General features: G+C 53.6%; 18 protein-coding genes. 11 read left to right on the top strand and 7 right to left on the bottom strand.

Going from position 1 to position 22,554, the window contains the following annotated elements; translation table 11 throughout:
- Window positions 1-54: 54 nt before the first annotated feature.
- Window positions 55-642, bottom strand: coding sequence for a ribosomal protein S5-alanine N-acetyltransferase (gene rimJ, locus KKQ10_RS18350; RefSeq protein WP_215501892.1), 588 nt, complete (start codon window positions 640-642; stop codon window positions 55-57).
- A gap of 144 nt (window positions 643-786) precedes the next feature.
- On the opposite strand from rimJ, the gene KKQ10_RS18345 reads away from it, so the two are divergent.
- Window positions 787-1,359 carry a GNAT family N-acetyltransferase gene (locus KKQ10_RS18345; RefSeq protein ID WP_215501891.1) on the top strand — a complete coding sequence of 191 codons (573 nt, stop codon included), beginning with the start codon at window positions 787-789 and terminating at the stop codon, window positions 1,357-1,359.
- Between the two features lie 90 nt (window positions 1,360-1,449).
- Here KKQ10_RS18345 and KKQ10_RS18340 read toward each other — a convergent pair whose 3' ends face one another.
- Both KKQ10_RS18340 and KKQ10_RS18335 read right to left on the bottom strand, forming a co-directional pair.
- Window positions 1,450-2,856, bottom strand: a complete 1,407-nt coding sequence (locus KKQ10_RS18340; protein ID WP_215501890.1) for a DUF2252 domain-containing protein — start codon at window positions 2,854-2,856, stop codon at window positions 1,450-1,452.
- Between the two features lie 84 nt (window positions 2,857-2,940).
- Complete coding sequence (locus KKQ10_RS18335; protein WP_215501889.1) at window positions 2,941-3,861, bottom strand: PliI family lysozyme inhibitor of I-type lysozyme; 921 nt, start codon at window positions 3,859-3,861, stop codon at window positions 2,941-2,943.
- Window positions 3,862-4,066: 205 nt separating this feature from the next.
- On the opposite strand from KKQ10_RS18335, the gene KKQ10_RS18330 reads away from it, so the two are divergent.
- Entirely contained in the window at window positions 4,067-5,107 is a 1,041-nt protein-coding gene (locus KKQ10_RS18330) for a DMT family transporter (protein WP_215501888.1), read from the top strand.
- Between the two features lie 233 nt (window positions 5,108-5,340).
- On the opposite strand, the gene KKQ10_RS18325 is transcribed toward KKQ10_RS18330, so the two are convergent.
- Window positions 5,341-5,991, bottom strand: a complete 651-nt coding sequence (locus KKQ10_RS18325; protein ID WP_215501887.1) for a hypothetical protein — start codon at window positions 5,989-5,991, stop codon at window positions 5,341-5,343.
- Window positions 5,992-6,129: 138 nt separating this feature from the next.
- Here KKQ10_RS18325 and KKQ10_RS18320 point away from each other — a divergent pair, with 138 nt between their 5' ends.
- The 7 genes from KKQ10_RS18320 (at window position 6,130) to KKQ10_RS18290 (ending at window position 18,448) form a co-directional block, all read left to right on the top strand.
- Window positions 6,130-7,488: a helix-turn-helix domain-containing protein gene (locus tag KKQ10_RS18320; RefSeq protein WP_215501886.1), complete on the top strand. Its 1,359-nt coding sequence runs from the start codon at window positions 6,130-6,132 to the stop codon at window positions 7,486-7,488.
- Window positions 7,489-7,594: 106 nt separating this feature from the next.
- Window positions 7,595-7,783 carry an AlpA family transcriptional regulator gene (locus tag KKQ10_RS18315; protein WP_215501885.1) on the top strand — a complete coding sequence of 63 codons (189 nt, stop codon included), beginning with the start codon at window positions 7,595-7,597 and terminating at the stop codon, window positions 7,781-7,783.
- A 335-nt stretch (window positions 7,784-8,118) separates the two neighbouring features.
- Window positions 8,119-9,090: a YagK/YfjJ domain-containing protein gene (locus KKQ10_RS18310; protein ID WP_215501884.1), complete on the top strand. Its 972-nt coding sequence runs from the start codon at window positions 8,119-8,121 to the stop codon at window positions 9,088-9,090.
- Between the two features lie 192 nt (window positions 9,091-9,282).
- Complete coding sequence (locus KKQ10_RS18305; protein ID WP_215501883.1) at window positions 9,283-12,573, top strand: helicase-related protein; 3,291 nt, start codon at window positions 9,283-9,285, stop codon at window positions 12,571-12,573.
- Window positions 12,570-13,262 (top strand): DUF4391 domain-containing protein, encoded by a 693-nt coding sequence (locus KKQ10_RS18300; RefSeq protein WP_215501882.1) that lies wholly within the window; start codon window positions 12,570-12,572, stop codon window positions 13,260-13,262. The genes KKQ10_RS18305 and KKQ10_RS18300 overlap by 4 nt, the downstream gene beginning before the upstream one ends.
- A gap of 43 nt (window positions 13,263-13,305) precedes the next feature.
- Complete coding sequence (locus KKQ10_RS18295; protein ID WP_215501881.1) at window positions 13,306-15,381, top strand: site-specific DNA-methyltransferase; 2,076 nt, start codon at window positions 13,306-13,308, stop codon at window positions 15,379-15,381.
- Window positions 15,382-15,394: 13 nt separating this feature from the next.
- Complete coding sequence (locus KKQ10_RS18290; protein WP_215501880.1) at window positions 15,395-18,448, top strand: type III restriction-modification system endonuclease; 3,054 nt, start codon at window positions 15,395-15,397, stop codon at window positions 18,446-18,448.
- A gap of 350 nt (window positions 18,449-18,798) precedes the next feature.
- Here KKQ10_RS18290 and KKQ10_RS18285 read toward each other — a convergent pair whose 3' ends face one another.
- A complete protein-coding gene (locus KKQ10_RS18285; protein ID WP_215501879.1) occupies window positions 18,799-19,434 on the bottom strand; it encodes a hypothetical protein in 636 nt (211 codons plus the stop codon).
- 171 nt (window positions 19,435-19,605) lie between these two features.
- On the opposite strand from KKQ10_RS18285, the gene KKQ10_RS18280 reads away from it, so the two are divergent.
- Window positions 19,606-19,923 (top strand): helix-turn-helix domain-containing protein, encoded by a 318-nt coding sequence (locus tag KKQ10_RS18280; protein ID WP_215501878.1) that lies wholly within the window; start codon window positions 19,606-19,608, stop codon window positions 19,921-19,923.
- 252 nt (window positions 19,924-20,175) lie between these two features.
- Here the strand turns inward: KKQ10_RS18280 and KKQ10_RS18275 are convergent, their stop codons facing one another.
- Together KKQ10_RS18275 and KKQ10_RS28445 are read right to left on the bottom strand one after the other, a co-directional pair.
- Complete coding sequence (locus KKQ10_RS18275) at window positions 20,176-21,144, bottom strand: DUF932 domain-containing protein (protein ID WP_215501877.1); 969 nt, start codon at window positions 21,142-21,144, stop codon at window positions 20,176-20,178.
- A gap of 89 nt (window positions 21,145-21,233) precedes the next feature.
- Window positions 21,234-21,563 carry a hypothetical protein gene (locus tag KKQ10_RS28445; RefSeq protein WP_150743399.1) on the bottom strand — a complete coding sequence of 110 codons (330 nt, stop codon included), beginning with the start codon at window positions 21,561-21,563 and terminating at the stop codon, window positions 21,234-21,236.
- Between the two features lie 340 nt (window positions 21,564-21,903).
- Between KKQ10_RS28445 and KKQ10_RS18270 the strand changes: the two genes are divergently transcribed.
- Window positions 21,904-22,554, top strand: coding sequence for a hypothetical protein (locus KKQ10_RS18270; RefSeq protein WP_252191655.1), 651 nt, complete (start codon window positions 21,904-21,906; stop codon window positions 22,552-22,554).

Raw genomic sequence — 22,554 nt, 5'->3', positions numbered from 1 at the left:
GGAAAGGGCAGGAGCCTTGAGCATACGTCGCCAATGCTTAACAAATTGTGAAACTCACGCCAGTTGTCGTGACCAACGCTTCTCCGGCGTCTCGAACAACGGATTGACCAGCGCCGTCAGCACATGATCCTGCCAGCGGCCGGCGATGTTCAGATAGGCCTTGGCGTAACCTTCACGCTCGAAACCCAGGCGCTCCAGCAATCGCGCGCTGCGCTCGTTGCCAGGCATGTAATTGGCCATGATCCGGTGCAGGTTCTGCGTGTCGAACATGTACCCGATGCCGGCCTCCAGACCTTCCTGCATCAGTCCTTGACCCTGATGCGCGTGGTCGATGTGATAACCCAGATAACAGGCCTGAAACGCGCCGCGAATGATCCCGCTGAAATTGCACGCGCCGATCATCTGCTGTCCGTCCGGCGTCAACAGGGCGAAATGCATCGCCAGCCCGGCCTCGTAGGCACTGGCCTGGATTTCAAGGCGTCGGCGAATCTGCTCTGTGGAAAAGTATTCGGTAGTGCGGATCGGCGACCAGGGCGCGAGGTGACGTTGGTTGCGTTGGTAGAAATCACTTTCCAGTTCGGCCTGGTCCGGGGCCAGGATGGCGAGCGTCAGACGTTGGCAGGGCAGGCTCAGCAGTGACATCGGGCGCTCCGGTTGGCAGGGTCGAAGGACAGGATTGCCCACGGGATGAAAAAAAACAAACCGCGCTGGCGCCCTGTAAATTTCTTTGGTTGAGTGCACAGGGTTGTATCGAGTGCGGCATTTCTGCAATTGGAGGAGCAAGCAATGGAATTTGCATTGACGGTGAACGGGCTGGCGCTGCGTGTTCGCTCGCCGGACCCAGCGCTGGTCATGCCGGTGCGCGAGGCGCTGAACGCCAGTTACCGCGAGCATGCGCCCTTTCTGGAATGGGCGCTCGAACAGACCAGTGAGGAGCGGGCGCTGGCCTCCATGTTGCGTGCGCAGGATGATTTCGCCAGCGAGACCGGCGAGCGGCGGTTGTTCATCGTGACTGAAGACGGACAAGCCGTCGTTGGCTGCATCGGCCTGGTGCCGCGGCGGCGCAAGCGTTATGTCGTCGGTTATTGGGCCAACAGCGCGTTTGCCGGCAAGGGTTATCTGCGCGAAGTGCTGCAGCAGTTGGTCAAGCGCTGGCCTGAGTTCACCTTTTACCTGACCACATCGTCGGCCAACACCCGCAGTCAGCGTCTGGCTGAAGCGGCGGGGTTTACGCTGATCAGGATTCACTCACAGGCGCGGCAGTCGCCACAGCATGGCGTGCAGGACACCTGGGTGTATCGCTTCGGCGGCAAACGCCAGGCAAAAAAAAGCCCGCGGGAGAGCGCGGGCGAACCGTAGTTTCTTGAATGAGCGAGCGGACTGTACCGTGTTGTTCGAATGGGGGCAGTGAAGAAAAATTCATCTCGGCGGTGACCGCTCTGCAACGCCTCAGGGCAGATGATCCGCGGCGAAATCGGCCTCCGAACGTGCCGTCAGCCGGCCCTTGCGGCAGGCGTCCTGAAAGCGTTCGAAGTCGCGCTCGTTCTGCGCGGTATAACTGCGCGCGTATTTGAACAGGGCGTCAGCCAAGGCATCGCCCTTGCCGATGTAGCCGCTGATCTGCGCCGCGTTGCCCGAGGCTTTGGCGTGGGCGCGGGCCAGTGCACGACCGCAGACCCGGGCATAGGCGGCGAAAGTTTCGGCGTCGAAGTTTTCCAGTTCGGCGGAGATCTTCATGTCGCGCAATTGCCGAACATAGAAATAGCGACCGTTGGGGCCGGTGGCCCACCCCAGGAACAGATCGCTGGCCGATTGCATCAGGCGCTGGCCCTCGACCACGCGCTGACCTTCATGGCGCGTCCGGGATTTGGCTTTCACGTAATCGGCCAGCACCGAGCGCCGGGCCTCCTTGAATTGCAGGAACAGCGGCGATTCCTGAGCGTCGGTCAGCAACGCGACCAGACAACGGGTGCCGACACTGCCCACGCCGACCACTTTGAACGCCAGATCCTGCACTTGAAACCGCGAGAGCAATTCCCGCCGGTCAGCCTGCAGCGTGGTTCGATAATCACGCATGAACGTGTCGAACAACGGTCGCCAGTCTGCCAGCCGTAACCAGTCATCATCGGCGTCGAGCAGCGTGGTGTGGTTGTGCAGGTGGAAAATTTCCGGCAAGTCATCGCGAATGATCAACCGCCCGTGGGCGTCGCGTTCGCTGATTTTCGGCAGCAACTCGGCGTGGGTGCGCCGCTCGGCTTTATCGACGGCACGCTGCACGTGTACCAGCGCGCTCTTGCGCGCCTGATCGAGCAAGTCTTCGTACTTGATCGATTCGTACCAGGTTTCCAGCGCACTCTGTTCGGCGCACTCCAGCATCGTTGCCTGATAGGCGCCGACCATCTGCCGACACACGTCTTCCTCAACCGACTCGCCATGGCGCAAATCCCGCGCCGCCACCACAAAACTTGCCGCCAGACGCTTCACATCCCATTCCCAGGGGCCGGGGTGCGCCTCGTCGAAGTCATTGACGCTGAACAGCAGGTTGCGCTCCGGCGTGGCAAACCCGCCGAAGTTCATCAAATGTGCATCACCACAGATCGGCCCGACCAGCCCCATGTTCGCCGTCCCCGACAAATCATGAGCCTGCAGCAATGCGTTGCCGCGAAAGAACGTGAAGGGCGACACCAGCATCCGCCCGTAACGCAACTCGACCAACGAGGCGACACGACCGCGACTCGACGCCTTGATCAGCGGAATCGGATCGCGGTTCATCTTTCCGGTGGTGGCCTGCGAACTGCGCGAGCATTTCTTGCGGGCGTCCTTGCCTTGCTTCATGAGGTCTTGGAGGGTGGTCATGGGGGCTCGTCGTGGCGGTGGAGGCGGTGTCAGTGTAGAAGCGGTTCAGGGGTTTATCCGCCGGCCGCAACGCGCCAGGTCATTTCAGAACTCCGTGACCTTGTCTTCGCGTAAAATCCATCCCGCTTCACCCGCTACCAACTTGTACTGAACCTGGCGCATCTTCCCCGTACGCCCCGCGCCAGCGTCGGCACTGTCATAGACCGGGAAGCGTTGCACCAGCGTGTTCTCCACCACCGCAAACGAGTCCTCACCCTGATAACCCTCGGCGGTTTTCGGGTTGTCGCTGACTGGGGGCAAGTAGATTTCGCTCAGGGATTTCTTGTTGTTGGCCGAGTAGGCAATCAATTCGCCCGGCATGCCGCGCCCGGGCGAGCGGGTGAAAACGTAGAGTTCGGGGGAGCCGTCGTTATTGAGATCAGCGACTTCGGCGCGCACCACATCACCGCTGAGCGCCTGGATGATGACCGTGTTGTCGATCTCCAGCCCCTTGGGAACGATGCGCAGCGTCGGTTTGTCACCGACCTGTTCGGTGCTTACGTGAAAGGCGATACCCTGCAATTCCAGTGTCTGGTCGAATGGCTTCTGGAGGGTGGTATCACCGTTGACCAGTCTCAGAGACAAGTCGTAGTTGGCCACTTCATTGCGTCGTGCGGCGTTGCGCATGAGGTAGACCTGAACCGTGTATTCGCCATCGCTGGGCAATGTGCCGAGGAAGTGATTGCCCATGATCGAGCCGTTGAACAGCGCGTAATCCGCACCCTTGGCAGTGATGTTGAAGTAGGCGGAGGTGTTGGAGGGCTTGAAGTCGACGGTGAGCATCTGGCCAGCCTTGGCGTTGAGTTTGTATTCGGCGGTCTGGTCACCCTTGATCGACTGTTTGCGCTGGACGCTGTCGGCACTGGTTGTGAAAGCTATCGGTTCTACGCGCACGGCGCCTGCATCGGCCGCATGGACGGGCAGGGTAATCAGTGCGGCCAGCGCGGCAGCGATCCAGGTCTTCATCTTCAACTCCATTGCATCTCGATGTTCCCAGCATAGAGGCCGCATCGGGCGAGCGCCCAGAGATTGCGCGGATTAAATGTTGCTGGATTTGAGCATGTGCTTGAGGTGATGTTCCCTGACACGAATCAGCTGTTCACATAATTCTCACCTGATTTTTGCCATGATAGGTGCCGGTATTCCATCGGCCCGAGCGAGTGTTCCCATCATGAATATCAGCGTTCTCTACGCTTTGGCTGCGGCCGCGCTGTTTGGCGCCAGTACGCCACTGGCCAAACTGTTGGGGGTACAGATTTCGCCGATTCTGCTCGCCGGATTGCTCTATCTGGGCAGCGGTCTGGGCCTGACCGTCCTGCGTTTTGCCCGCGATCGAGGCTGGCAGCCGTCCGGGCTCAGGACTGGTGAATGGCCTTGGCTGATCGGCGCCATCGGCTTCGGCGGGGTGCTGGCACCGGTCGCGCTGATGTTCGGTTTGAGCAGAACGTCCGGCGCGAGCGCGTCACTGATGCTCAACCTGGAATCGGTGCTCACGGCGCTGCTGGCGTGGATGGTGTTCAAGGAAAATGCTGACCGGCGAATCGTAATCGGCATGCTCGCCATCGTGGCGGGTGGTGTCGTGCTGTCGTGGCCGCAAGAGGCGGTGTCGGCGCAGGACTGGACCGGGCCGCTGGCTGTCGCCTTCGCCTGCTTTTGCTGGGCCATCGACAACAACCTGACGCGCAAGGTCTCTGCCTCGGATGCCCTGTTCATCGCCGGCAGCAAAGGCCTGGTGGCGGGACTGGTCAACTGCGGCCTGGCCTTGTTCATCGGCACACAACTACCTGCCGCTCCCACGCTGGTGCCGATCCTGCTGGTCGGATTTCTCGGCTACGGCGTCAGCCTGGTGATGTTCGTCCTCGCCCTGCGCGGACTCGGCAGCGCACGCACCGGCGCCTACTTTTCCACCGCACCGTTCCTGGGCGCAGGCATCTCGATTCTGCTGCTGGGCGAGTCGATATCGCTGATGTTCCTGCTCGCAGCGGCGTTAATGGCCGTGGGCGTATGGATTCATCTGATGGAAAATCATGCTCATGAGCATCAGCACGAACCGCTCGAGCACGATCATCGGCATACACACGACGAGCATCACCAGCATACGCATGAGTTTGAGTGGGATGGGGTGGAGCCGCACAGTCATCCACATGTGCATACGCCGATTCGGCACAGTCATGCGCATTTTCCGGATGTGCATCATCGGCATGGGCATTGAGGGGGGCAGATGCGACAAAGCCCGCACGAGGCGGGCTTTGTCGTCGAGAGTTGGTGGGCCGGGGTAATCTGAACAGGACTTACAACATGATGATTTAAAAAGAAAAGTCTGGTTTTGTTTTCTGGCTGGAATGCCATTTGGAATGCCAATGTAATTTGCTTGGTGCCTTGGGGGGCATGATGGGCGGCCAGCATCGCTAACAGAACTTGTGCTGTGCGCATCGTGGGTCTCGGCTACGTTGGTCTTTCCATGCCGCGAGGAAACACTTCATCCCGGGGGAGCATTAGCCGTTTAGTGGTAAATTTTTTAAGTGTTTCAGAGTGAAGCGCTGCGCTTCGGCTCTTTTGCTCTTCAGAGATGTCGTCGATTGAGAGGTTTTCGGTTTCCATCATTATGGTGCGCTGCGTCAGTTCCGTAATGCACTCATGGAGAGCTGAGTTGATGGCCTCAAGTATCTTCCTTAGTCGTTTTTCCTTTTCGGCGGCCTTCTTGGCGGCGTCCCTGGCCGCGATTTTCTGTTGGCTCGCCTCTTCGTACTCCTCAGAGAGTAGGGTCTCAAGGAAATCTTTAATGCCGGCTTTGTTCTGCTTCGCCAGCGTATCCAGGTGACGCTTTGCCTTAGATGAAAGTACGAAGCTGCATGCTTTCTCTCCTGCCTGCTTGCTCTCTTTCCTTCGCTGAACTTGGCCCCAGGCCGACTGCATTCTCACCAGGAGTGCGGAGTCTTTGTCCCTTTCCTGTTGCAGCCATCCATCGAGGCTCTTGTATGTGATTGGCTGGTCTAGGTACATCTCCCCCTTGTTGTGTAGGTGTTTCCGAGCCCATTCGCGCTGAGTTGGGTCTTCCAGATTGAGCCAGTAGCTGTCTGCTGTTTGATTGTCCATGGCGCTTCCATCTAGATTTTCTTCATTCTATTACTTAGTAATTTACTTGGTAAATTACTAAGTAATTTTTATTTATAAAAAACAGTCTGTAATTATTGAGATAAAATATCGAAACACTCATGGGTATTGGATGACTTTGTGAACGATATACTGCTTGCGGTGCTGCGCAGTGAGGCGAATGGAATCAGCCCTGAGGCGAAATATTTGCTGATCCGTTTGGCTGAGCTCGGTTTGGTTCCTAGGGGTATTAGTGCGGGTGTTAAGGAGCTGGCGGCGCGTTTTGGAACCTCCGATACCCAGGCTGGCGCGGCTTTGAATTCGCTGGTTGCAGCTGGGGTATTGGTTCGCCGAGATGTGGTGAGCGGGCAAGGTCGTCCCAAAAGGCACTATGAGTTAGGCGCCAGCTACGCAGCGCAGGTTGCTCGACACGACGTGACAGAGGTAATCCACGAAAAGGTAATTCGCCACCTGCTACAGCATGAGCTCAAGGTGGCTGATCAGCGATCAGCTATCGCCACACCGCAAGATGAACAGAGAGCAACTGCTCCTCTTGCTCAGGTGCGGGCAAGCAGAGGGCAGGGGCGAGTGAGCGTGGTGAATCGCGTACTGCTTGCTGCACTGTTGATTCGCGCAGACCGATTTGGCGTTGTAAGGGATCTGGGAAGCGCCGAGCTGGCGCGGATAACCGGACTGAGCCAGGTGCGCTTGAAAAACCGAGTTGGGACCTTGCTCGACTGTGGCTTGATCCGGGCCTACGTTCCCGGAGCGACGGGCTCTGTCATTTTCAAGAAAACAAAAAGCATCTACTACCTCAATCTGCACCACTCGGAATTGATCTGTGGACAGAGCTTGCCGATGTTGCTGGTCTCTTCCACTCGAATGGTCAATTCGAGCAACGACTGTGACGTAGTGGATGAAATGCTGCATACGGAAGGCGAGGCAGCGGATCAGCGTGAGGTTGGCGTTCGTAAGTTCTTTGAAGATAAGCATGAACAAAGACTTGGGAGCTTGTTGAGAGGGAGGCTTGACTGCTATGCGGAATACCTTCTTTCTCGTTATTGGGACGATTTCAACAAAGGCGAGTCCGAGCTCGTTGAGTTGATCAAGCAAGACTTGCGGAGCGGAGGTGCTGATACAGAGGCTACTCAGTCGCTTGCCCGATATTTGTTTCAGAAGGCTGAGCGTGTGGCGAAAGGTATTAGAAACGACTGGTTTCAATCGAGCTCGCCGTTGATCAGCAGTATCGATTTTAAGTCTATGGACTATGTGCTGCTCCCTGCTCGACGGGTTGTCGTTAGTCCCAAGTTCATTTTCTATCCTTCGCGAGCAGTTTTGGCGCTACCACTTGATGGCGTCATAAGTCCCCAAAGGTTGTATGTGGCGGAGTTTGGGCGTGGATTTGGCAACGTTAATGTTCGGGAGTTTACTGACCTGAATGGGGTTTCCAGAGAGGACCAGGCCTTTTACGGATTGCTCACTCCCCGTGGAGATGACTAATCGGCTGATGCACAGGGACCGATGAGTTTGGCGAGACGGCAGGGCGGTGAGCGGTACTTTTTTACAAGTCTTGCCAATCCTCTGAACGAACAGAGGAGCCCCGTTCATGAGAATCATCCGCCTGAGAGACGTCATGAGTTCGACCGGTCTGGCCCGGTCTACCATTTACAAGTACATCGTCGAAGGTACCTTCCCAAAATCAGTCTCGCTGGGAGACCGCAGCGTTGGCTGGGTCGAAGGAGAAGTGCACGAGTGGATCTTATCCAGGATCGAGGCGCGTGATCTGGGTGTATGAGATTTGAGAAGGAGTTGGACTTTCAAGCATAAAGGCCAGGACCGGCAAAGAGACGGTCCTGGCCTTTATGCCGATGATGAACAGGCGATTCTCAGCTAACTCCCCCATGGGGCTGATTGGTCGATCTCCTGTCTGGCTTGGCAATAGCTTTCTGATTGGGCCGTCTGGAGCGGAAGCGTTCACTCGCGACAGAGCTGTATCTAGTTATATAGCTATAAGCAACCGAACAGAGAGTAATCAATCTCCAGTGATCACGGCTTACCTAGGGAGTAGCTGGTCGGTTAAAAAAAGCACAAACGGTATCTGGTATGAAAACAACCACCAGGTACACAGTCATGAGCAGCCACAGACCCCACAACCATCTCTCGCAATCCGATATTGCCATCCAGATCGAGCGGCTCGTCAAAGCAGTCGAACAACACGATATTCCAGCATTCCGATTCAAAGGCACATGCTCAGGTTGCAAGCAAACAATCCGGACCAAGATTTCCCATTATTTTGATCGCATTCAGCAAATGATCGACTTGTTTGATGATCGCTGCCAATACCGTTACAGCGAGCACCTGCAAGCGTTCTGGGAGGCTTGTCAGCATATCGGGATCGAGCGTAGCCCTGTCGGTCCTGTCTGCCTGAATGAAGAGAGAACAGCCTATCTGGATCATCGCCGCAGCATGAACCTACTGGTCGTGAGGATTCGTCAGTTGACTCGGGAGCAATGGTATCGGCGCAAAAAGAGTGACCGTCGTTACCAGGCAGGGGATCAAGAAAGTAGGGTCACTGAATATACGGACTCTGTGCTGGATCGTTACGCTCGCACCGTCGTAGTCAGGGTCAATCTGTATTACCACTGGGTGTCTCAAGCCAGGCAGCGTGTTGAGCAAGTATTTGATGATCTGGACAGGTTCGTCGCCGAGCGTGAGCGCAATTCGGTTTTCAAGTATGAGACCGGCTATATCTGCGCAGTGGAGCAAGGGGAAAGTCGGGGCTATCACATCCACGCTGCGTTCTTCTTTAATGGTGCAGAGCTACGCGGGGATATCTACAAGGCACGGCAAATTGGTGAGCTGTGGGGACGTGTGACGCAGGGGCGGGGGTATTTCGATAGCTGCAATCAGGACAAAGGCAGGTATGGGGAAAGGCTGGGAATCGGTGTTATTCATCGCAATGACCAAGGGGGGCGTGCACATGTCCACTACGCGATGCGCTACTTAGTAAAGGATGATCAGCAACTCCTCCTGAGGCCCGTAGGAGCTCGGTGCCTGCGTGTGGGCCAGCCTAAGCGACTTCGCCGATGTTGGTTGGCATGACGTTTGGCAGAGTAGGGATTTCTACGATGGCTTGTGGGTGGCTCTATTTTTGAGTTTTGGCCTTTTTACTGGATGTGAGAGGGCGAATTGGGCCGAAACTTGTGTGCCTGGCAATCTGCCGGCTAGTAATCCGTGATATTCGTTGCAAGCTCCTTGATAATCCCCTCAGCTCGCATAAAGGGAATCCTTCATATGGAACTGATCGACAACATCAATACCCTGCTTGGTGAAAGCCTCAAAGGTACGATTAAGCCGGGTTCGAAGCTGAAGATCGCTGCTTCGTGCTTTTCGATCTACGCCTACGTGGCGCTGAAGAAGGAACTTGAGAGCATAGACTCCCTGGAGTTCATCTTCACCTCGCCGACCTTCGTCCCCAATGAGGTCAGCGACAAGATCAAGAAGGAGCAGCGCGAGTTCTATATCCCCAAGGCAGAGCGCGAGCGCAGCCTCACCGGAAGTGAGTTTGAGATCCAGTTGAAGAATCAACTTACTCAAAAGGCTATCGCCAAGGAGTGTGCTGACTGGATACGCCGTAAGGCTACGTTCCGTTCAAACCGTGCTCAGGCTCCGATGCAGCCCTTTATCGGTTCAAAGGCCGAGTCGGGTAACGCTGTATTTATGCCCGTTCAGGGATTTACAGCTGTCGATCTCGGCTACCAGAAAGGTGGCGCGCTCTCGAACATCGTTTCCCGTTTCGATGAGCCGGCCCACACTGGCATGTTCCTCAACTTGTTCGAGCAGATTTGGAGCGATCCGGAAAAGCTTGAAGATGTGACTGGTCGACTCTGCGATCACATCGCTTCGGTCTATCAAGAGAACGCCCCAGAGCGAATCTATTTTCTAATGCTCTACAATATCTTTCGCGAGTTCCTGGAAGACATAAATGAGGATGTGCTACCCAATGACCGCACCGGCTATCAGGACAGTCTGATCTGGCAAAAGCTGTTCAACTTCCAGCGCGACGCGGCCACCGGGCTGATCAACAAACTGGAAACCTACAGCGGCTGCATCCTGGCCGACAGCGTTGGCCTGGGTAAAACCTTTACCGCATTGGCTGTGATCAAGTATTACGAACTGCGTAACAAGTCCGTTTTGGTGCTTTGTCCGAAGAAACTCTCCGATAACTGGCGCAACTACAACCAGAACCTCAAGACCAACATTTTTGCCAAGGATCGCTTTAACTACGACGTGCTTTGCCACACCGACCTGACCCGCACCCGTGGTGAGTCGTTGGGCATTCCGTTGGATCGCGTCAACTGGGGTAATTACGACCTGGTGGTGATCGATGAGTCGCACAACTTCCGTAACAACGATATCTATAAAGACAAAGAGACCCGTTACCAGCGGCTGATGAATCAGGTCATTCGTCAAGGGGTGAAGACCAAAGTGCTGATGCTCTCGGCCACCCCGGTCAACAACCGTTTTAGCGACTTGCGAAACCAGTTGGCCTTGGCTTACGAGGGCGAGAGCGACAACCTCAGTAAGAAGCTGCGCACTGAAAAGGACATCGACGGTATTTTCCGTCGCGCTCAGGCAGCATTCAATGTGTGGACCGGTCTGCCACCGGAAAAACGCACTGCAGCAGCGATTCTCAATACCCTTGATTTCGACTTCTTCGAGCTGCTCGACAGCGTCACAATTGCCCGCTCTCGCCGGCATATTGAGACCTTCTACAACACCGCCGACATCGGCAGCTTCCCTGAGCGCCGCAAGCCATTGTCGTTTCATTGCCCGTTGACTCCGCGTGGTGACGTCATCGGTTTCAACGAGATCTTCAACCAGCTGTCGCTGCTCAAGCTCGCCGTGTACGCGCCAGTTAGCTACATCCTGCCCAGTCGGTTGAAAAAGTACGAAGAGATGTACGACACCGAAGTGGAGGGGGGTAAAGGTAAGTTTAAACAGGTCGACCGTGAGAGAAGCCTGCAAGCGCTGATGACCACCAACCTTCTAAAGCGCTTAGAGAGCTCGGTCGAGTCTTTTCGCCTAACCCTGAAAAATCTGCGAAACACGCATCGGAACGCGTTAGATAAAATCGCCAGTTTCAAGAAGACCGGCCTTGCCAGTGACTTCGCCGACGTTACTGCAGCCTTTGAAGATGCTGATTTCGACGACGACAACTTACCGTTGCCCGGTGACATTACCATCGGCAAGAAGATTCAAATCAGCTTGGAAGACATGGACGTGCCGTCCTGGGAGCAAGACCTACAAGGCGATCTGATATTGATTGAAGAGTTGCTGGCTGAAATGGCCAAGGTCACACCTGCCGACGACGCCAAACTGCAGCACCTGAAAACCCAGATCACCAGCAAGCTGGCATCACCGATCAATTCTGGCAACCGCAAAGTGCTGATTTTCACCGCCTTCGCCGATACCGCCAATTACCTCTACGACAACTTGGCTGAGTACCTGTTGAGCACTCACAAGGTACATTCCGGCAAGGTCACCGGCAGCGATGCACCCAAATCCACCCTCGGCACCATGCCAGGCGGTCGCCAGACTTATGACTTCCAAGGTTTGCTGACGTTGTTCTCGCCGCGCTCGAAAGAAAAAGCGCTGATTTACCCGGACGAGCCGCGTGAAATTGACATCCTAATCGGTACCGACTGCATCTCCGAAGGCCAGAATCTTCAGGACTGCGACTACCTGATCAACTACGACATTCACTGGAACCCGGTGCGCATCATCCAGCGTTTCGGCCGGGTGGACCGTATTGGCTCTCAGAACGCCAGCATCCAGTTGGTCAACTACTGGCCAGACATTAGCCTCGACGAGTACATCAACCTCAAAGAGCGGGTTGAAAACCGAATGATGATCGCTGATGTTACAGCCACCGGTGACGACAACGTGCTCAGCGCCCAGGCCAACGACGTCGCCTACCGTAAGGAGCAGCTACGACGTTTGCAGGATGAAGTGATTGAGATGGAAGACATCAAGACCGGCGTCTCCATCACCGACCTCGGCCTCAATGATTTTCGCATGGATTTGCTCAGCTACATCAAGGCCAATGGCGACCTCGGCAGCATCCCCAATGGCGTGCACGCCGTGGTGCCGGCACGGCAGGAACTTGGATTGGTGCCCGGCGTAATCTTCACCTTGCGCAATCGCAAGCACGGCGCCGGCCTCAATCAACAGAACCGCCTGCATCCCTTCTACCTGATTTATATCAGTCTGGAAGGGCAGATCATCAGTGATCAGACAGAAGCCAAGCGTCTGTTGGATCTGGCTCGCAGCGCCTGTAAGGGCCGCAGCGAGCCGATCAGTGATGCCTACCAGCGATTCAATCAGTCCACCCAGGACGGGCGTAACATGCGCGCCTACTCCAACCTACTCGACCAAGCGATTCGCTCAATGATTGATGTGAAGGAAGAGAAAGATATCGACAGTCTGTTTAGCGGCGGTAGGACCACCGCGCTGGTCGACACAATCTCTGGGCTGGATGATTTCGAGTTGATTACTTTCATCGTCATTCAGGGCGTGGCATGAGCCAGGCCGCAGTCACTCCGGCAGTTACGTCAGCGCTATTTAGTTTTCCGCCGCAGGCCAAGGTTGGCCGCGTGGTGGCTAAGAACAAAATTTACGAGCGGGGAGCTGTCAGCTCGACGCTGCGCGATAAATTTGTTGCCCAAGTCGAGCAAATTACCTGGGCTTACAAGCTGGCCCCGGAAACCATTAACCTGCCGGCGCGGGGCAGTTTCGTGGAAATTCAGATTTTAGACATTGCACTGAAAACAGCTGAACTGGATGAGGATGTACTGCGCGCCATCGACCGCGTTATCCCACTGCCGATCATCTTTCAGTTGCACCATGAGCAGCGCACCCGCATGGTGGCGACCTTTAAACGCCCGAGCGAAGCCGATGCCAATAAGTGGGTCATCGATGGCTATTTCGCCGGAGTGTGGCTAACGGCTGATACCGAGCGTCAGCCCTTGCCGGTGGCGCTGGACCTGCAAGGTCTTTACGAACAACTGCTGCGTAGCTTGTTATCTCAGCCGGCGAGGCTCGGTGAAGGCCTGCCAGAACAGCTGCAGCGCTTGACGCAGTTACGGAGCCTGCATGGTGAGCAGCGCAAGCTAGAGGCTCGTTTGCACAAAGAAATACAGTTCAACCGCAAAGTAGAGCTCAACGCGCAATTGCGGGAGCTGAACGCCCAAATTGATCAGCTGAGCGCGTAAGCGCCAGTTCGTACCCAAGAATTCAAGAATTACAGGACGTCTCATGGACAAGCTGAAGATGCACTCTAAAAACCTGACCGAAGCCAATATCGACAAGCTGGCCATACTGTTCCCGAATTGCATCACTGAAGCGTTGGATGCCAAGGGCGAGCTGCAAAAGACCATCGACTTCGACCTACTGCGTCAGGAGCTTTCTGCCTCAGTGGTAGAAGGGCCACAAGAACGTTATCAGCTAAATTGGCCGGGCAAGCGTGAGGCGCTGCTAGCAGCGAATGCACCGATTGCGAAGACGCTTCGCCCGTGCAGAGACGGTAGTGTTGACTTCAATAAGACAAAAAATTTGTTTATTGAGGGTGATAATCTAGAAGTGCTTAAGTTGTTGCAGGAAGCTTACCTCAATCAGGTTAAGTTGATTTATATCGATCCGCCGTACAACACCGGGACTGATCTTATTTATGAAGACGATTTTTCCGAATCAATAGACGTTTATTTAGAAAAATCAAATCAGGTGGATGTGCACGGGAATCGAATGGTTGCCAATCCGGAAGCGAACGGTAAGTACCATTCTAAATGGCTAAGCATGATGTATCCTCGGTTGCGCCTAGCTAAGAATCTGCTTGATTATGATGGGGTGATTTGTGTGTCTATTAGCGATATCGAGCTAAAAAACACCATATCCGTCTTGAATGAAGTGTTCGGTGAGCTGAACTATGTAAATACCATAAGCGTTATGGCGAAAGTTTCGGCAGGTGCGTCGGGTGGCGGTGAAGATAAAAGGCTTAAGAAGAATGTCGAATATATAGTTATTTATGCTAAGTCGCTTGATGATTTCAATACCCTTGCGCATCTTTATACAGAGCGCCCATTAATTGATGTCATAAATGAAATGCGGGCAGAAGGGGAAAGCTGGAAATACACTAGCATTCTTCTTGGAGCGGATGAGCGGATATTTTTTGGTACTATAAAAGATGGTGATGGAAATCCGATAGATATATATAAGCGGGCTGGTGTTAGAAGGACGACCATCAGCAAGGCTTGCAAGCAGGAGGGTATCAGCGAAGCTGATGCGTATAAAAAATATTTTAAACAAATATTCTCAGATACAAATGCGCAAACAAGTATTCGAACCCGTGTGATGGATGCCGTGGGTCGCTTGGAAGATAGTGAAATTTTAGAAGTTGAGTATGTCCCTAGATCTGGTAGAGATAGGGGAGTTAAGGTTGTCCATACCTACATTAGCAATACGGTCCGTCGCGTTATCTGGCTGCACGATGTGGCTGATGCGAGTGGAGATCAAATAATAAAAAAAGAAAAGTTAGGTACTCTCTGGGATAATTTTGACTACAACAATGTTGGGAAAGAGGGTGATATTCCTTTTCCTGATGGAAAAAAGCCTATCGATCTTATTCGCACCTGTATTGATCTTTATAATGGGCGCGAAGGTATATTTATGGATTTCTTTGCAGGCTCTTGCTCCTTGCCTCATGCTGTCATGAAGGCGAATTCGTTAGACTCCGGGAGCAGGAGATTCATCGCTATTCAGATAGATGATGCTATTGATAAAAGCAATAAGAAATATGAGTCGGCAATTAAATTTTATGAAGAAAATAATATTCCGCTTAAGATAACAGAGATTGGGAAGGAGAGAATGCGCCGTGCTGGAAGCAGGCTTAAAGTCGATATTGTTGGCACGGAAGACGCTAATCAACTAGATACTGGTTTTCGCGTCCTAAAAATTGATACCTCCAATATGAAAGAGGTTTACTACACACCGGATGCAGTGAGTCAGGATTTGCTCTCCGGCCAGGTCGACAATATTCGCGAAGACCGCACTGCTGAAGATTTGCTGTTTCAGGTGCTGCTTGACTGGGGCGTGGATCTGGCGCTGCCGATCAACCAGCAAGTTATCGCCGGCAAGACAGTGTTCTTCGTTGATGGAAGCGCACTGGTCGCATGCTTTGATACCAGCATTGGAGAAGACTTCGTCAAACAGCTCGCCGAATATAAGCCGCTACGTGTGGTGTTCCGCGACGCCGGTTTCGTAAGCGACAGCGTGAAAATCAACGTTGAGCAGATGTTTAAATTGCTTTCTCCAGCTACCGAAATTAAGACGCTTTAAGGGGCTGGTACATATGAAACTGAAGTTTAAAGTTCAGCCCTACCAGACTCATGCGGTAGACGCCTTTGCCGACTGCTTTGCTGGCCAGCCAAAATCTTCTGGCGTGAGTTATCGCGTCGACCCTGGAGCTAGGCCTGCCACATCCCTAGCACCGCAACAGATCGATTTACTTAGAGCGAAGGTGATTGAGCCTACTGAGGCTGGCTTCAAGAATGCCGAGCTAGCATTGAGCGCGGAGCAGCTGCTGGGAAATATTCAAGGGGTACAACGACGGCAGAACCTGCCGTTATCGGCGGCGCTGGCCAGCGACAAACATACAGGTTGCTCCATCAACCTCGATGTTGAGATGGAGACCGGTACTGGCAAGACCTATTGCTACATCAAGAGCATGTTCGAGTTGAACAAACGCTTTGGCTGGAGCAAGTTCATCGTCGTGGTGCCTAGCATTGCAATCCGAGAGGGCGTGTACAAGTCGCTGCAGGTCACCGCTGAGCACTTCCTGGAAAGCTACGGAAAGAAGGCCCGCTTCTTCATCTACAACTCCAAGCAGCTGCACAACCTGGAGAGTTTTTCTTCTGATGCCGGCATTAACGTCATGGTCATCAACGTGCAGGCGTTCGCCGCTCGTGGTGCTGATCAGCGGCGGATATATGAAGAGCTGGATGACTTTCAGTCGCGCCGCCCTATCGACGTAATCAAGGCCAACCGACCGATTTTGTTTCTCGATGAGCCGCAGAAGATGGAAGGGGCCAAGACGCTGGCGTCCTTTAGCGAGTTCAATCCGCTGATGATTGTGCGCTACTCGGCTACGCACAAAACCGAGTACAACAAAATCCACCGCCTCGACGCGCTGGACGCTTATAACCAGAAGCTAGTGAAGAAGATTAGCGTGCGGGGCATTACGGTTAAAGGCCTGACCGGCACCAATGCCTACCTGTTCCTACAGGACATCGAAGTCTCGACCAAGTCGCCTGTGGCGCGGGTCGAGATGGAGATTAAGCAGAGTACTGGTATCAAGCGGGTGATGCGCAAGCTTCGTCGCAACGATAATCTCTACGACCTGTCCGGTGGGCTGGATCAGTACAAAGACTACGTGGTTGCCGACATCGACGCCCGTATCGACACGCTGAGCTTTACCAATGGTGTCGAGCTGGTTGCCGGGGAGGCCGTGGGCAACGTGGATGAGGCCGCCATGCGCCGCATCCAAATCCGAGAGGCGGTAAAGGCGCACTTTCAAAAAGAGATGATGCTGTTCAGCAAGGGCATCAAGGTACTGTCGCTGTTCTTCATAGACGAGGTGGCCAAGTATCGCCAGTACGACGCAACCGGCGAACTGCCCGGCGAATACGCGCAGATCTTCGAGGAGGAGTACAACGCTTACCTCACCGACGTGATGACGCTGGAGGACACGCCCTACAATCGCTACCTTAAGGGCATTCAGGCTCGCCAGACTCACAATGGCTACTTCTCTATCGACAAGAGGAGCAAACGACTAGTCGATCCCGCCGTGGGCAAAAAAGCCACTGAGACCGACGACGTGGATGCTTACGACCTTATTCTCAAGGATAAGGAACGCTTACTGTCGTTCGACGAACCGGTGCGATTTATTTTCTCGCACTCGGCTTTGCGCGAAGGCTGGGATAACCCCAACGTCTTCGTTATTTGCACCTTAAAGCACAGCGATAACAGCATCTCCCGGCGCCAAGAGGTGGGTCGTGGCATGCGTCTGGCCGTCAACCAGCTGGGTGACCGTATGGATGACCCGGCCACTGTGCACCAAATCAACGAGCTGACGGTGGTAGCCAGCGAAAGCTACAAAGATTTTGTTGGCGCACTGCAGAGGGACATCAGCGACTCGTTGTCGGCCCGGCCACGTGAGGCCAACGAGAGTTACTTCAAAGGCAAAATTTTACGAACACCAACTGGCGACGTTGAGGTCTCTGCGCAACTGGCCAAGCAGATTTACAAATACCTGCTGAAAAACGACTACACCGACGACAACGATCAGATCACCTTGACCTACCACGAGGCAAAAAAACAAGAACAACTGGCAGAGCTGCCGGCTGAGCTACAGCCCTATGCCGCCCAGGTGTTCCAGTTGATCGATAGCGTATTCAGTGCGGCGCAAATGCCGGAGATTGGCGATGACCGCAAGGCTAAGATCAACCCCTTGAACTCGAACTTCGAGAAGAAGGAGTTTCAGGCGCTGTGGAACAAGATCAACCGTAAGGCTGCTTACACCGTTCACTTTGAAACCGATGAGCTGGTGGGCAAGTGCGTGGAAGCCCTGGATACTGAGCTGCGGGTTAAACCGATGCAGTACATTATTGAGCGCGGCAGCCAGCTGGAGAACGCCAGCTTCGACGATATGAAGAGCGGCACTGCCTTTAAGATCGCCGAAAGCGCGACCGAAAAGTACAACCACTCCGTTCATTCGGCGGTGAAATACGATCTGATCGGCAATCTAGCCGAGGATACCCAGCTAACACGCAGCACCATTGCCAGCATCCTCAAAGACATCAATGTTGCGGTGTTCAGCCAGTACAAAACCAACCCGGAAGACTTCATCGCCAAGGCCGCTACGCTGATCAATGAGCAGAAGGCTACCGCCATTGTCGAGCACATCGCCTACGATCCAGTAGATGAAACCCATAGCTCGGACATTTTTACTGCAGAGAAACCCAAGGACGATTTCAGCAAAGCTTTCGAAGCCAAGCACCACGTCTACGACTACGTGTTCACCGACTCCAGCGTCGAACGTAAATTCGTCGAAGAGCTGGACGCCAGTGCCGAAGTGGTTGTGTACGCCAAATTGCCGAAGAGTTTCTTCATCCCCACGCCAGTCGGCAACTACAACCCAGATTGGGCTATCGCCTTCCAAGAGGGCAAGGTAAAGCACGTTTACTTTGTCGCCGAAACCAAGGGGTCAATGTCCAGCATGGATCTGCGTGCCATCGAGGCCTCCAAAATTGCCTGCGCCCGCAAGTTCTTCGCCAAGATCACCTCAGCACAGGTGAGGTATGACGTGGTGGATGGGTTTGGGAAGTTGATGGAGCTGGTGAAATAATGAAAGCAACTGAAGCCAACTTACTCAAGTTTCTGCGTAAGTCGCCGCAATTTGCTATTCCAATTTACGGTTGAGCGCCAACGTCCTTAAATAAGAACAGTGTGTTCGGCGATGGTGTCAGGTGGTTACGATAAAATAAAGAATTACATAAAGCCAGCAGAAGGTATATCAACCTCCTGCCGGCTTTATGTCCCTTATTCATGGGTCGGGGGCTTAAATGTTTATATCTAGTAAGATTTAATTGGTATTTTTGTTCTTTGCCGAATTACGAATATCTGAGGCAGGCTAACGCTCTAATAAATACGTATTGGCTTTTTTCAGGGTTTCTAGGTGTCTCTTTGTAAATTAATCTACTTAAAGTATTTTTTATTTAAACCCAGAAGTATCATGTTTTTATTGAAGCACAATGGAATGCTTTGACAGCTTCCGCCAGCGTTTTTGACCTCTTGCTCATTTACTATCGGAAGATATTTTGGTAGATCCTCATCCTCTATTTCTTTGTCATCAATTGAGCAGTTAAAACTGGCAGTCGGCATACAAACCACATCGGGTAGAGTTTTAGCTAGTTCAGCGTCTTTAGATTTTTCAGCGGCTGCGAAGTGTTTTCCGCCAAAGCCCGGCCCTGTTCCACTTTTATACGACACTGGATTACCTTGAGTGTCCGTTCCCAGATACCAACCGAAGGTGTAGTGATAACTTCCCGCTGGTGCATTTCCCGCAAAGTTTCCCGAATTTGAACAAATTCCCTGATCATCACACATAGCATTTTGCTGGCTGCTGATGCTCTCTACTCGTTTCTGACCTTCCTTATCCGTGTAAATGTTGCTAATTCGGACCGGGGTGTTGGGGACACGACAGTCCCATTCTTTAAGGCCGTAGTATTGATCTATCCGAATTAGAGAGCACGCTGCTACATCGTCTTGAGCTTGTACCGAGCTGCCAAGAGTCATCAAAAAAGGGATTAGGACAAGCGTTGAGCGTTTCATGGAGGCCTTCCTTGCAAAGTTAAAAATCAGCGAAGTCTTGACGCTTTTCCGAGGGATTTGCCTCGTCTCAGAGACTCGCTAGCTGCGAAGCTCATCCCGATACTACCAAAACGGTAGTATCGAGCGAAAGACAAGCAATCACGATGCCGCTTTGGTAAATGGATTGTGTGCATGTCAGTCTTGGGAAAGCGCATAAAGCAGGCCCGCGTGCAGGCAGGCTTATCGCAGGAGCGGTTAGGTTTGGATGCTGGTCTGGATGAGATGTCTGCGAGTACTCGCATGAATCGCTATGAGCTGGGAAAGCGGGTCCCAGCTCCTGACTTTGTCGAGCGTTTGAGCAAGGTGCTCAACGTACCGGCAGCATTTTTTTATGCCGTTGAGGATGATGAGGCAGAATTGCTGGTCAAATTTCATAAGCTTCATGCGGTGGGACGTGTGGAGCTAATGAGTCGGCTGGATGAGTTGCTTTTCGCCAAGCCCTCAGACTAAATTTGCAGGTGCCAGGTCCCCGGCCTTTCTGGCTATAACTTCAAATATTACGCATGAAACCACCACTGCGATCAGCACGGGCCAAAATCGCACCAGGATGAACACAAGCAAAACTGCCAAGACGCAGCTGGCCAGTATTCCGAAAAACAGAAACAGTAAGCCGATAAAGCGAATTACATTCATCGTGATTTCCTTCAGGCATAAAAACTGCTTGAGCGGAGATTGCTCAAGCAGCAGTGGTGGAGAGCAGCGTCAGGCTACCAATCGAAGAGCGGTGTCGAGTGCGCGTTGTTTGATGACGGCACCTTGGCCAAACCAGGCCGCGTCCATGCGGTACTCATTGCTGCGCGCCCTACGCTCGTGATCGACATACTCGGTGACTGAGTTGAGCAAACCCCAGGCGGTGCCCTTGGCGGACTCCAACTCGGCGCCGCGGCCATGTCCTTCATACATGCTCAGTACTTTGTTTAAGGCGCGTTCATTCGAGAGACCGGTGTGCTCAGGCTTATCGGTCTGTACTTCACATAACACACTGCGCAGATATGCCTTGGCCTCATGGTCTTTAACGGGGCGGGCGGCGAGTGTGCGCATGCGGTACATGAAGTCGTCCCATTGCGAGACGGTGATGCCCAGTTGTTGTTTGACGGTGCAAGGATCGAAGCGCGTGCTATGTGGCACCTTGATCGCGTGGCTGGCGCCATTGATGGCAATCGTCAGTGTGTTGTTGCAGACCACGCGAATGGTGGTCGGCGTTGCGGTGGTGGCGAGTGTGCCGTCGCAGGAGGTGGCCAGTAGCAAGTAACCATTCACCACGTCATTGCCTTTGAGCGCTGTCGATTGCCCGGTGCGCGCCAGCGCCCAGAGCTTGCGACCACCTTTCAGCACTCCAGCGGTTTCCAGCTCATAGCCTGAGCGCTCGGTTAGATCTCGGTAAAACTCCAACACCTCACGGGGCTGGACCACTTGGTAGCGCTGTGACACGACAGACAGTGGGACTTTGGTGTCAGAACGAAATAGTACCTTCTGCTCCGGGAAGGAGTGAATGCTGCCCATATGGCCGATAGCGTCCGCTTTGAAATGAACCGGGCTTTCCTGAATCTGCCAGTCCATCCCAGCTTCACGTTGCCAGACTTCCAGCGGTTGTTTTTCGGTGAGACGACTGCCCAGGCCATGCCAAGGAGTCGTGCCGATGTAAGCCATATTTTCGATTTGGTGAGCCATGTTGACGATTCCTTAGGGTGCAAGCCGGCATAGATGCTGCGCATCGCGCAGCACTTACCGGACGTGATTAATGAGTGAGGTGAAATGGTTTAGGCGGGTAGGTTGAAGCGGTGATCGCAGAGCAAGCAGAGGTTGTGAGCGAGTACGTGACGATCTAGCGAGTCACCCAGCTGAGCACCGAGTGCACAGCCGCTGGCACTGCCGGCCAGGCCACCGAGGATTGCGCCTGATACCGAGCCGAGGGTTATGCCGATTGGCCCGGCTACAGTACCGATTAGCGCCCCTGCCTGGCAGGCGGCAAGTGCGGCGCTGACGCCACGAGCTGCGCCGCCGAGGGTGCCAATGGCTGCGCCGATTTTCCTTGCGTGATGGAAAGAAGCGACTTTGGGGGAATGACAGCAAGGGCATTGCAATGACATGGTTCGAAGTTCCATGGTGGGATGTCAAAGCAGTGATGTGTGATTGAAATTTGTTCGAATCGAATAAGCGTGGATCATTCGTCCGGTACAGCAGTAAACGACTCATTGCGGTGTATGGTCGCTAACGGTACTACTGCATTGGCATTGCGTTTCAGCCATGTAACTGACAGGTAGTCAATCTCGTTGAGAAAGCTTTCGAGAAAGATGCCTGTGGGCTGTAGGTGCGTGCTCTCCGGGAGTGACTGGGTGAACCTGAAACCGAGCATAAAAACCCGGCTTCTTGTTTTTCCTCCTCTTTTGAGGGAGAATAAACGGAAGTCCACTCCATGAGTAAACGCTTATGCAGGCTTGTCAGATATTCAGTGGTCCGACAGATGTAACCACGCGCCTCGATCAGTTGAGCTTGTCTCATGAGGCTGTTCGTGAAGCTGTCTATCAAGGCCATTTGCATCGTGTGAGGTTGACTCGAAATCATCCGTCGATTTTTCCAGGTATGGAAATGTGGGGCTGGATCGTCGGGTCATTCCGCGACCAAACACGCCCTTTAGGCTGGGCTGCCTATGAAAAAACCAACTATCCATTGACGGTCCATTCAGGCCTCAAACTCGCGGTCTCGGTGGCGTCGGGTGACGCAAGCGTAGGCAATCCCTACGGTACTCCCACCAATCGCTCTAAAAAGGGAAGAAGCACCGTCGAGGCGATTCTGCACAATTCCCAGCTGGATATGTTCGCCGACTTGATTCCACAGCAGACTGAGTTCTCTGGGCTTGAGGGCTTTGAAACTTGGATGCTGCTACACCACACTGACACCGCCAAGAATGAAATCAGGTTTGAGCTTTCGCGGCCATCGAGCATCGACCACGGAGGCAAGATCACTGAGTGGTCTGAGCGAATCCTGCTCGGCGCTATCGACTTGGATGAAAGCTTCGCTCAAATTACCGGTCCAAGTGGCCCAGATATTGATATTGAAATTCGTCGTAAGAACGCATGA

Origin of the sequence: Pseudomonas sp. MG-9 (assembly GCF_018729515.1) — a bacterium.
GTDB lineage: Bacteria > Pseudomonadota > Gammaproteobacteria > Pseudomonadales > Pseudomonadaceae > Aquipseudomonas > Aquipseudomonas serboccidentalis.
Note: the sequence above shows the minus strand (reverse complement) of the source record. Positions and strands in the feature narration are given on the sequence as shown.

Bases quoted from the DNA above. Each gene is read 5' to 3' on its own strand.
- rimJ (WP_215501892.1), bottom strand. From the start codon at position 642: ATGTCACTGCTGAGCCTGCCCTGCCAACGTCTGACGCTCGCCATCCTG.
- KKQ10_RS18345 (WP_215501891.1), top strand. From the start codon at position 787: ATGGAATTTGCATTGACGGTGAACGGGCTGGCGCTGCGTGTTCGCTCG.
- KKQ10_RS18340 (WP_215501890.1), bottom strand. From the start codon at position 2,856: ATGACCACCCTCCAAGACCTCATGAAGCAAGGCAAGGACGCCCGCAAG.
- KKQ10_RS18335 (WP_215501889.1), bottom strand. From the start codon at position 3,861: ATGAAGACCTGGATCGCTGCCGCGCTGGCCGCACTGATTACCCTGCCC.
- KKQ10_RS18330 (WP_215501888.1), top strand. From the start codon at position 4,067: ATGAATATCAGCGTTCTCTACGCTTTGGCTGCGGCCGCGCTGTTTGGC.
- KKQ10_RS18325 (WP_215501887.1), bottom strand. From the start codon at position 5,991: ATGGACAATCAAACAGCAGACAGCTACTGGCTCAATCTGGAAGACCCA.
- KKQ10_RS18315 (WP_215501885.1), top strand. From the start codon at position 7,595: ATGAGAATCATCCGCCTGAGAGACGTCATGAGTTCGACCGGTCTGGCC.
- KKQ10_RS18310 (WP_215501884.1), top strand. From the start codon at position 8,119: ATGAGCAGCCACAGACCCCACAACCATCTCTCGCAATCCGATATTGCC.
- KKQ10_RS18305 (WP_215501883.1), top strand. From the start codon at position 9,283: ATGGAACTGATCGACAACATCAATACCCTGCTTGGTGAAAGCCTCAAA.
- KKQ10_RS18300 (WP_215501882.1), top strand. From the start codon at position 12,570: ATGAGCCAGGCCGCAGTCACTCCGGCAGTTACGTCAGCGCTATTTAGT.
- KKQ10_RS18295 (WP_215501881.1), top strand. From the start codon at position 13,306: ATGGACAAGCTGAAGATGCACTCTAAAAACCTGACCGAAGCCAATATC.
- KKQ10_RS18290 (WP_215501880.1), top strand. From the start codon at position 15,395: ATGAAACTGAAGTTTAAAGTTCAGCCCTACCAGACTCATGCGGTAGAC.
- KKQ10_RS18285 (WP_215501879.1), bottom strand. From the start codon at position 19,434: ATGAAACGCTCAACGCTTGTCCTAATCCCTTTTTTGATGACTCTTGGC.
- KKQ10_RS18280 (WP_215501878.1), top strand. From the start codon at position 19,606: ATGTCAGTCTTGGGAAAGCGCATAAAGCAGGCCCGCGTGCAGGCAGGC.
- KKQ10_RS18275 (WP_215501877.1), bottom strand. From the start codon at position 21,144: ATGGCTCACCAAATCGAAAATATGGCTTACATCGGCACGACTCCTTGG.
- KKQ10_RS28445 (WP_150743399.1), bottom strand. From the start codon at position 21,563: ATGTCATTGCAATGCCCTTGCTGTCATTCCCCCAAAGTCGCTTCTTTC.
- KKQ10_RS18270 (WP_252191655.1), top strand. From the start codon at position 21,904: ATGCAGGCTTGTCAGATATTCAGTGGTCCGACAGATGTAACCACGCGC.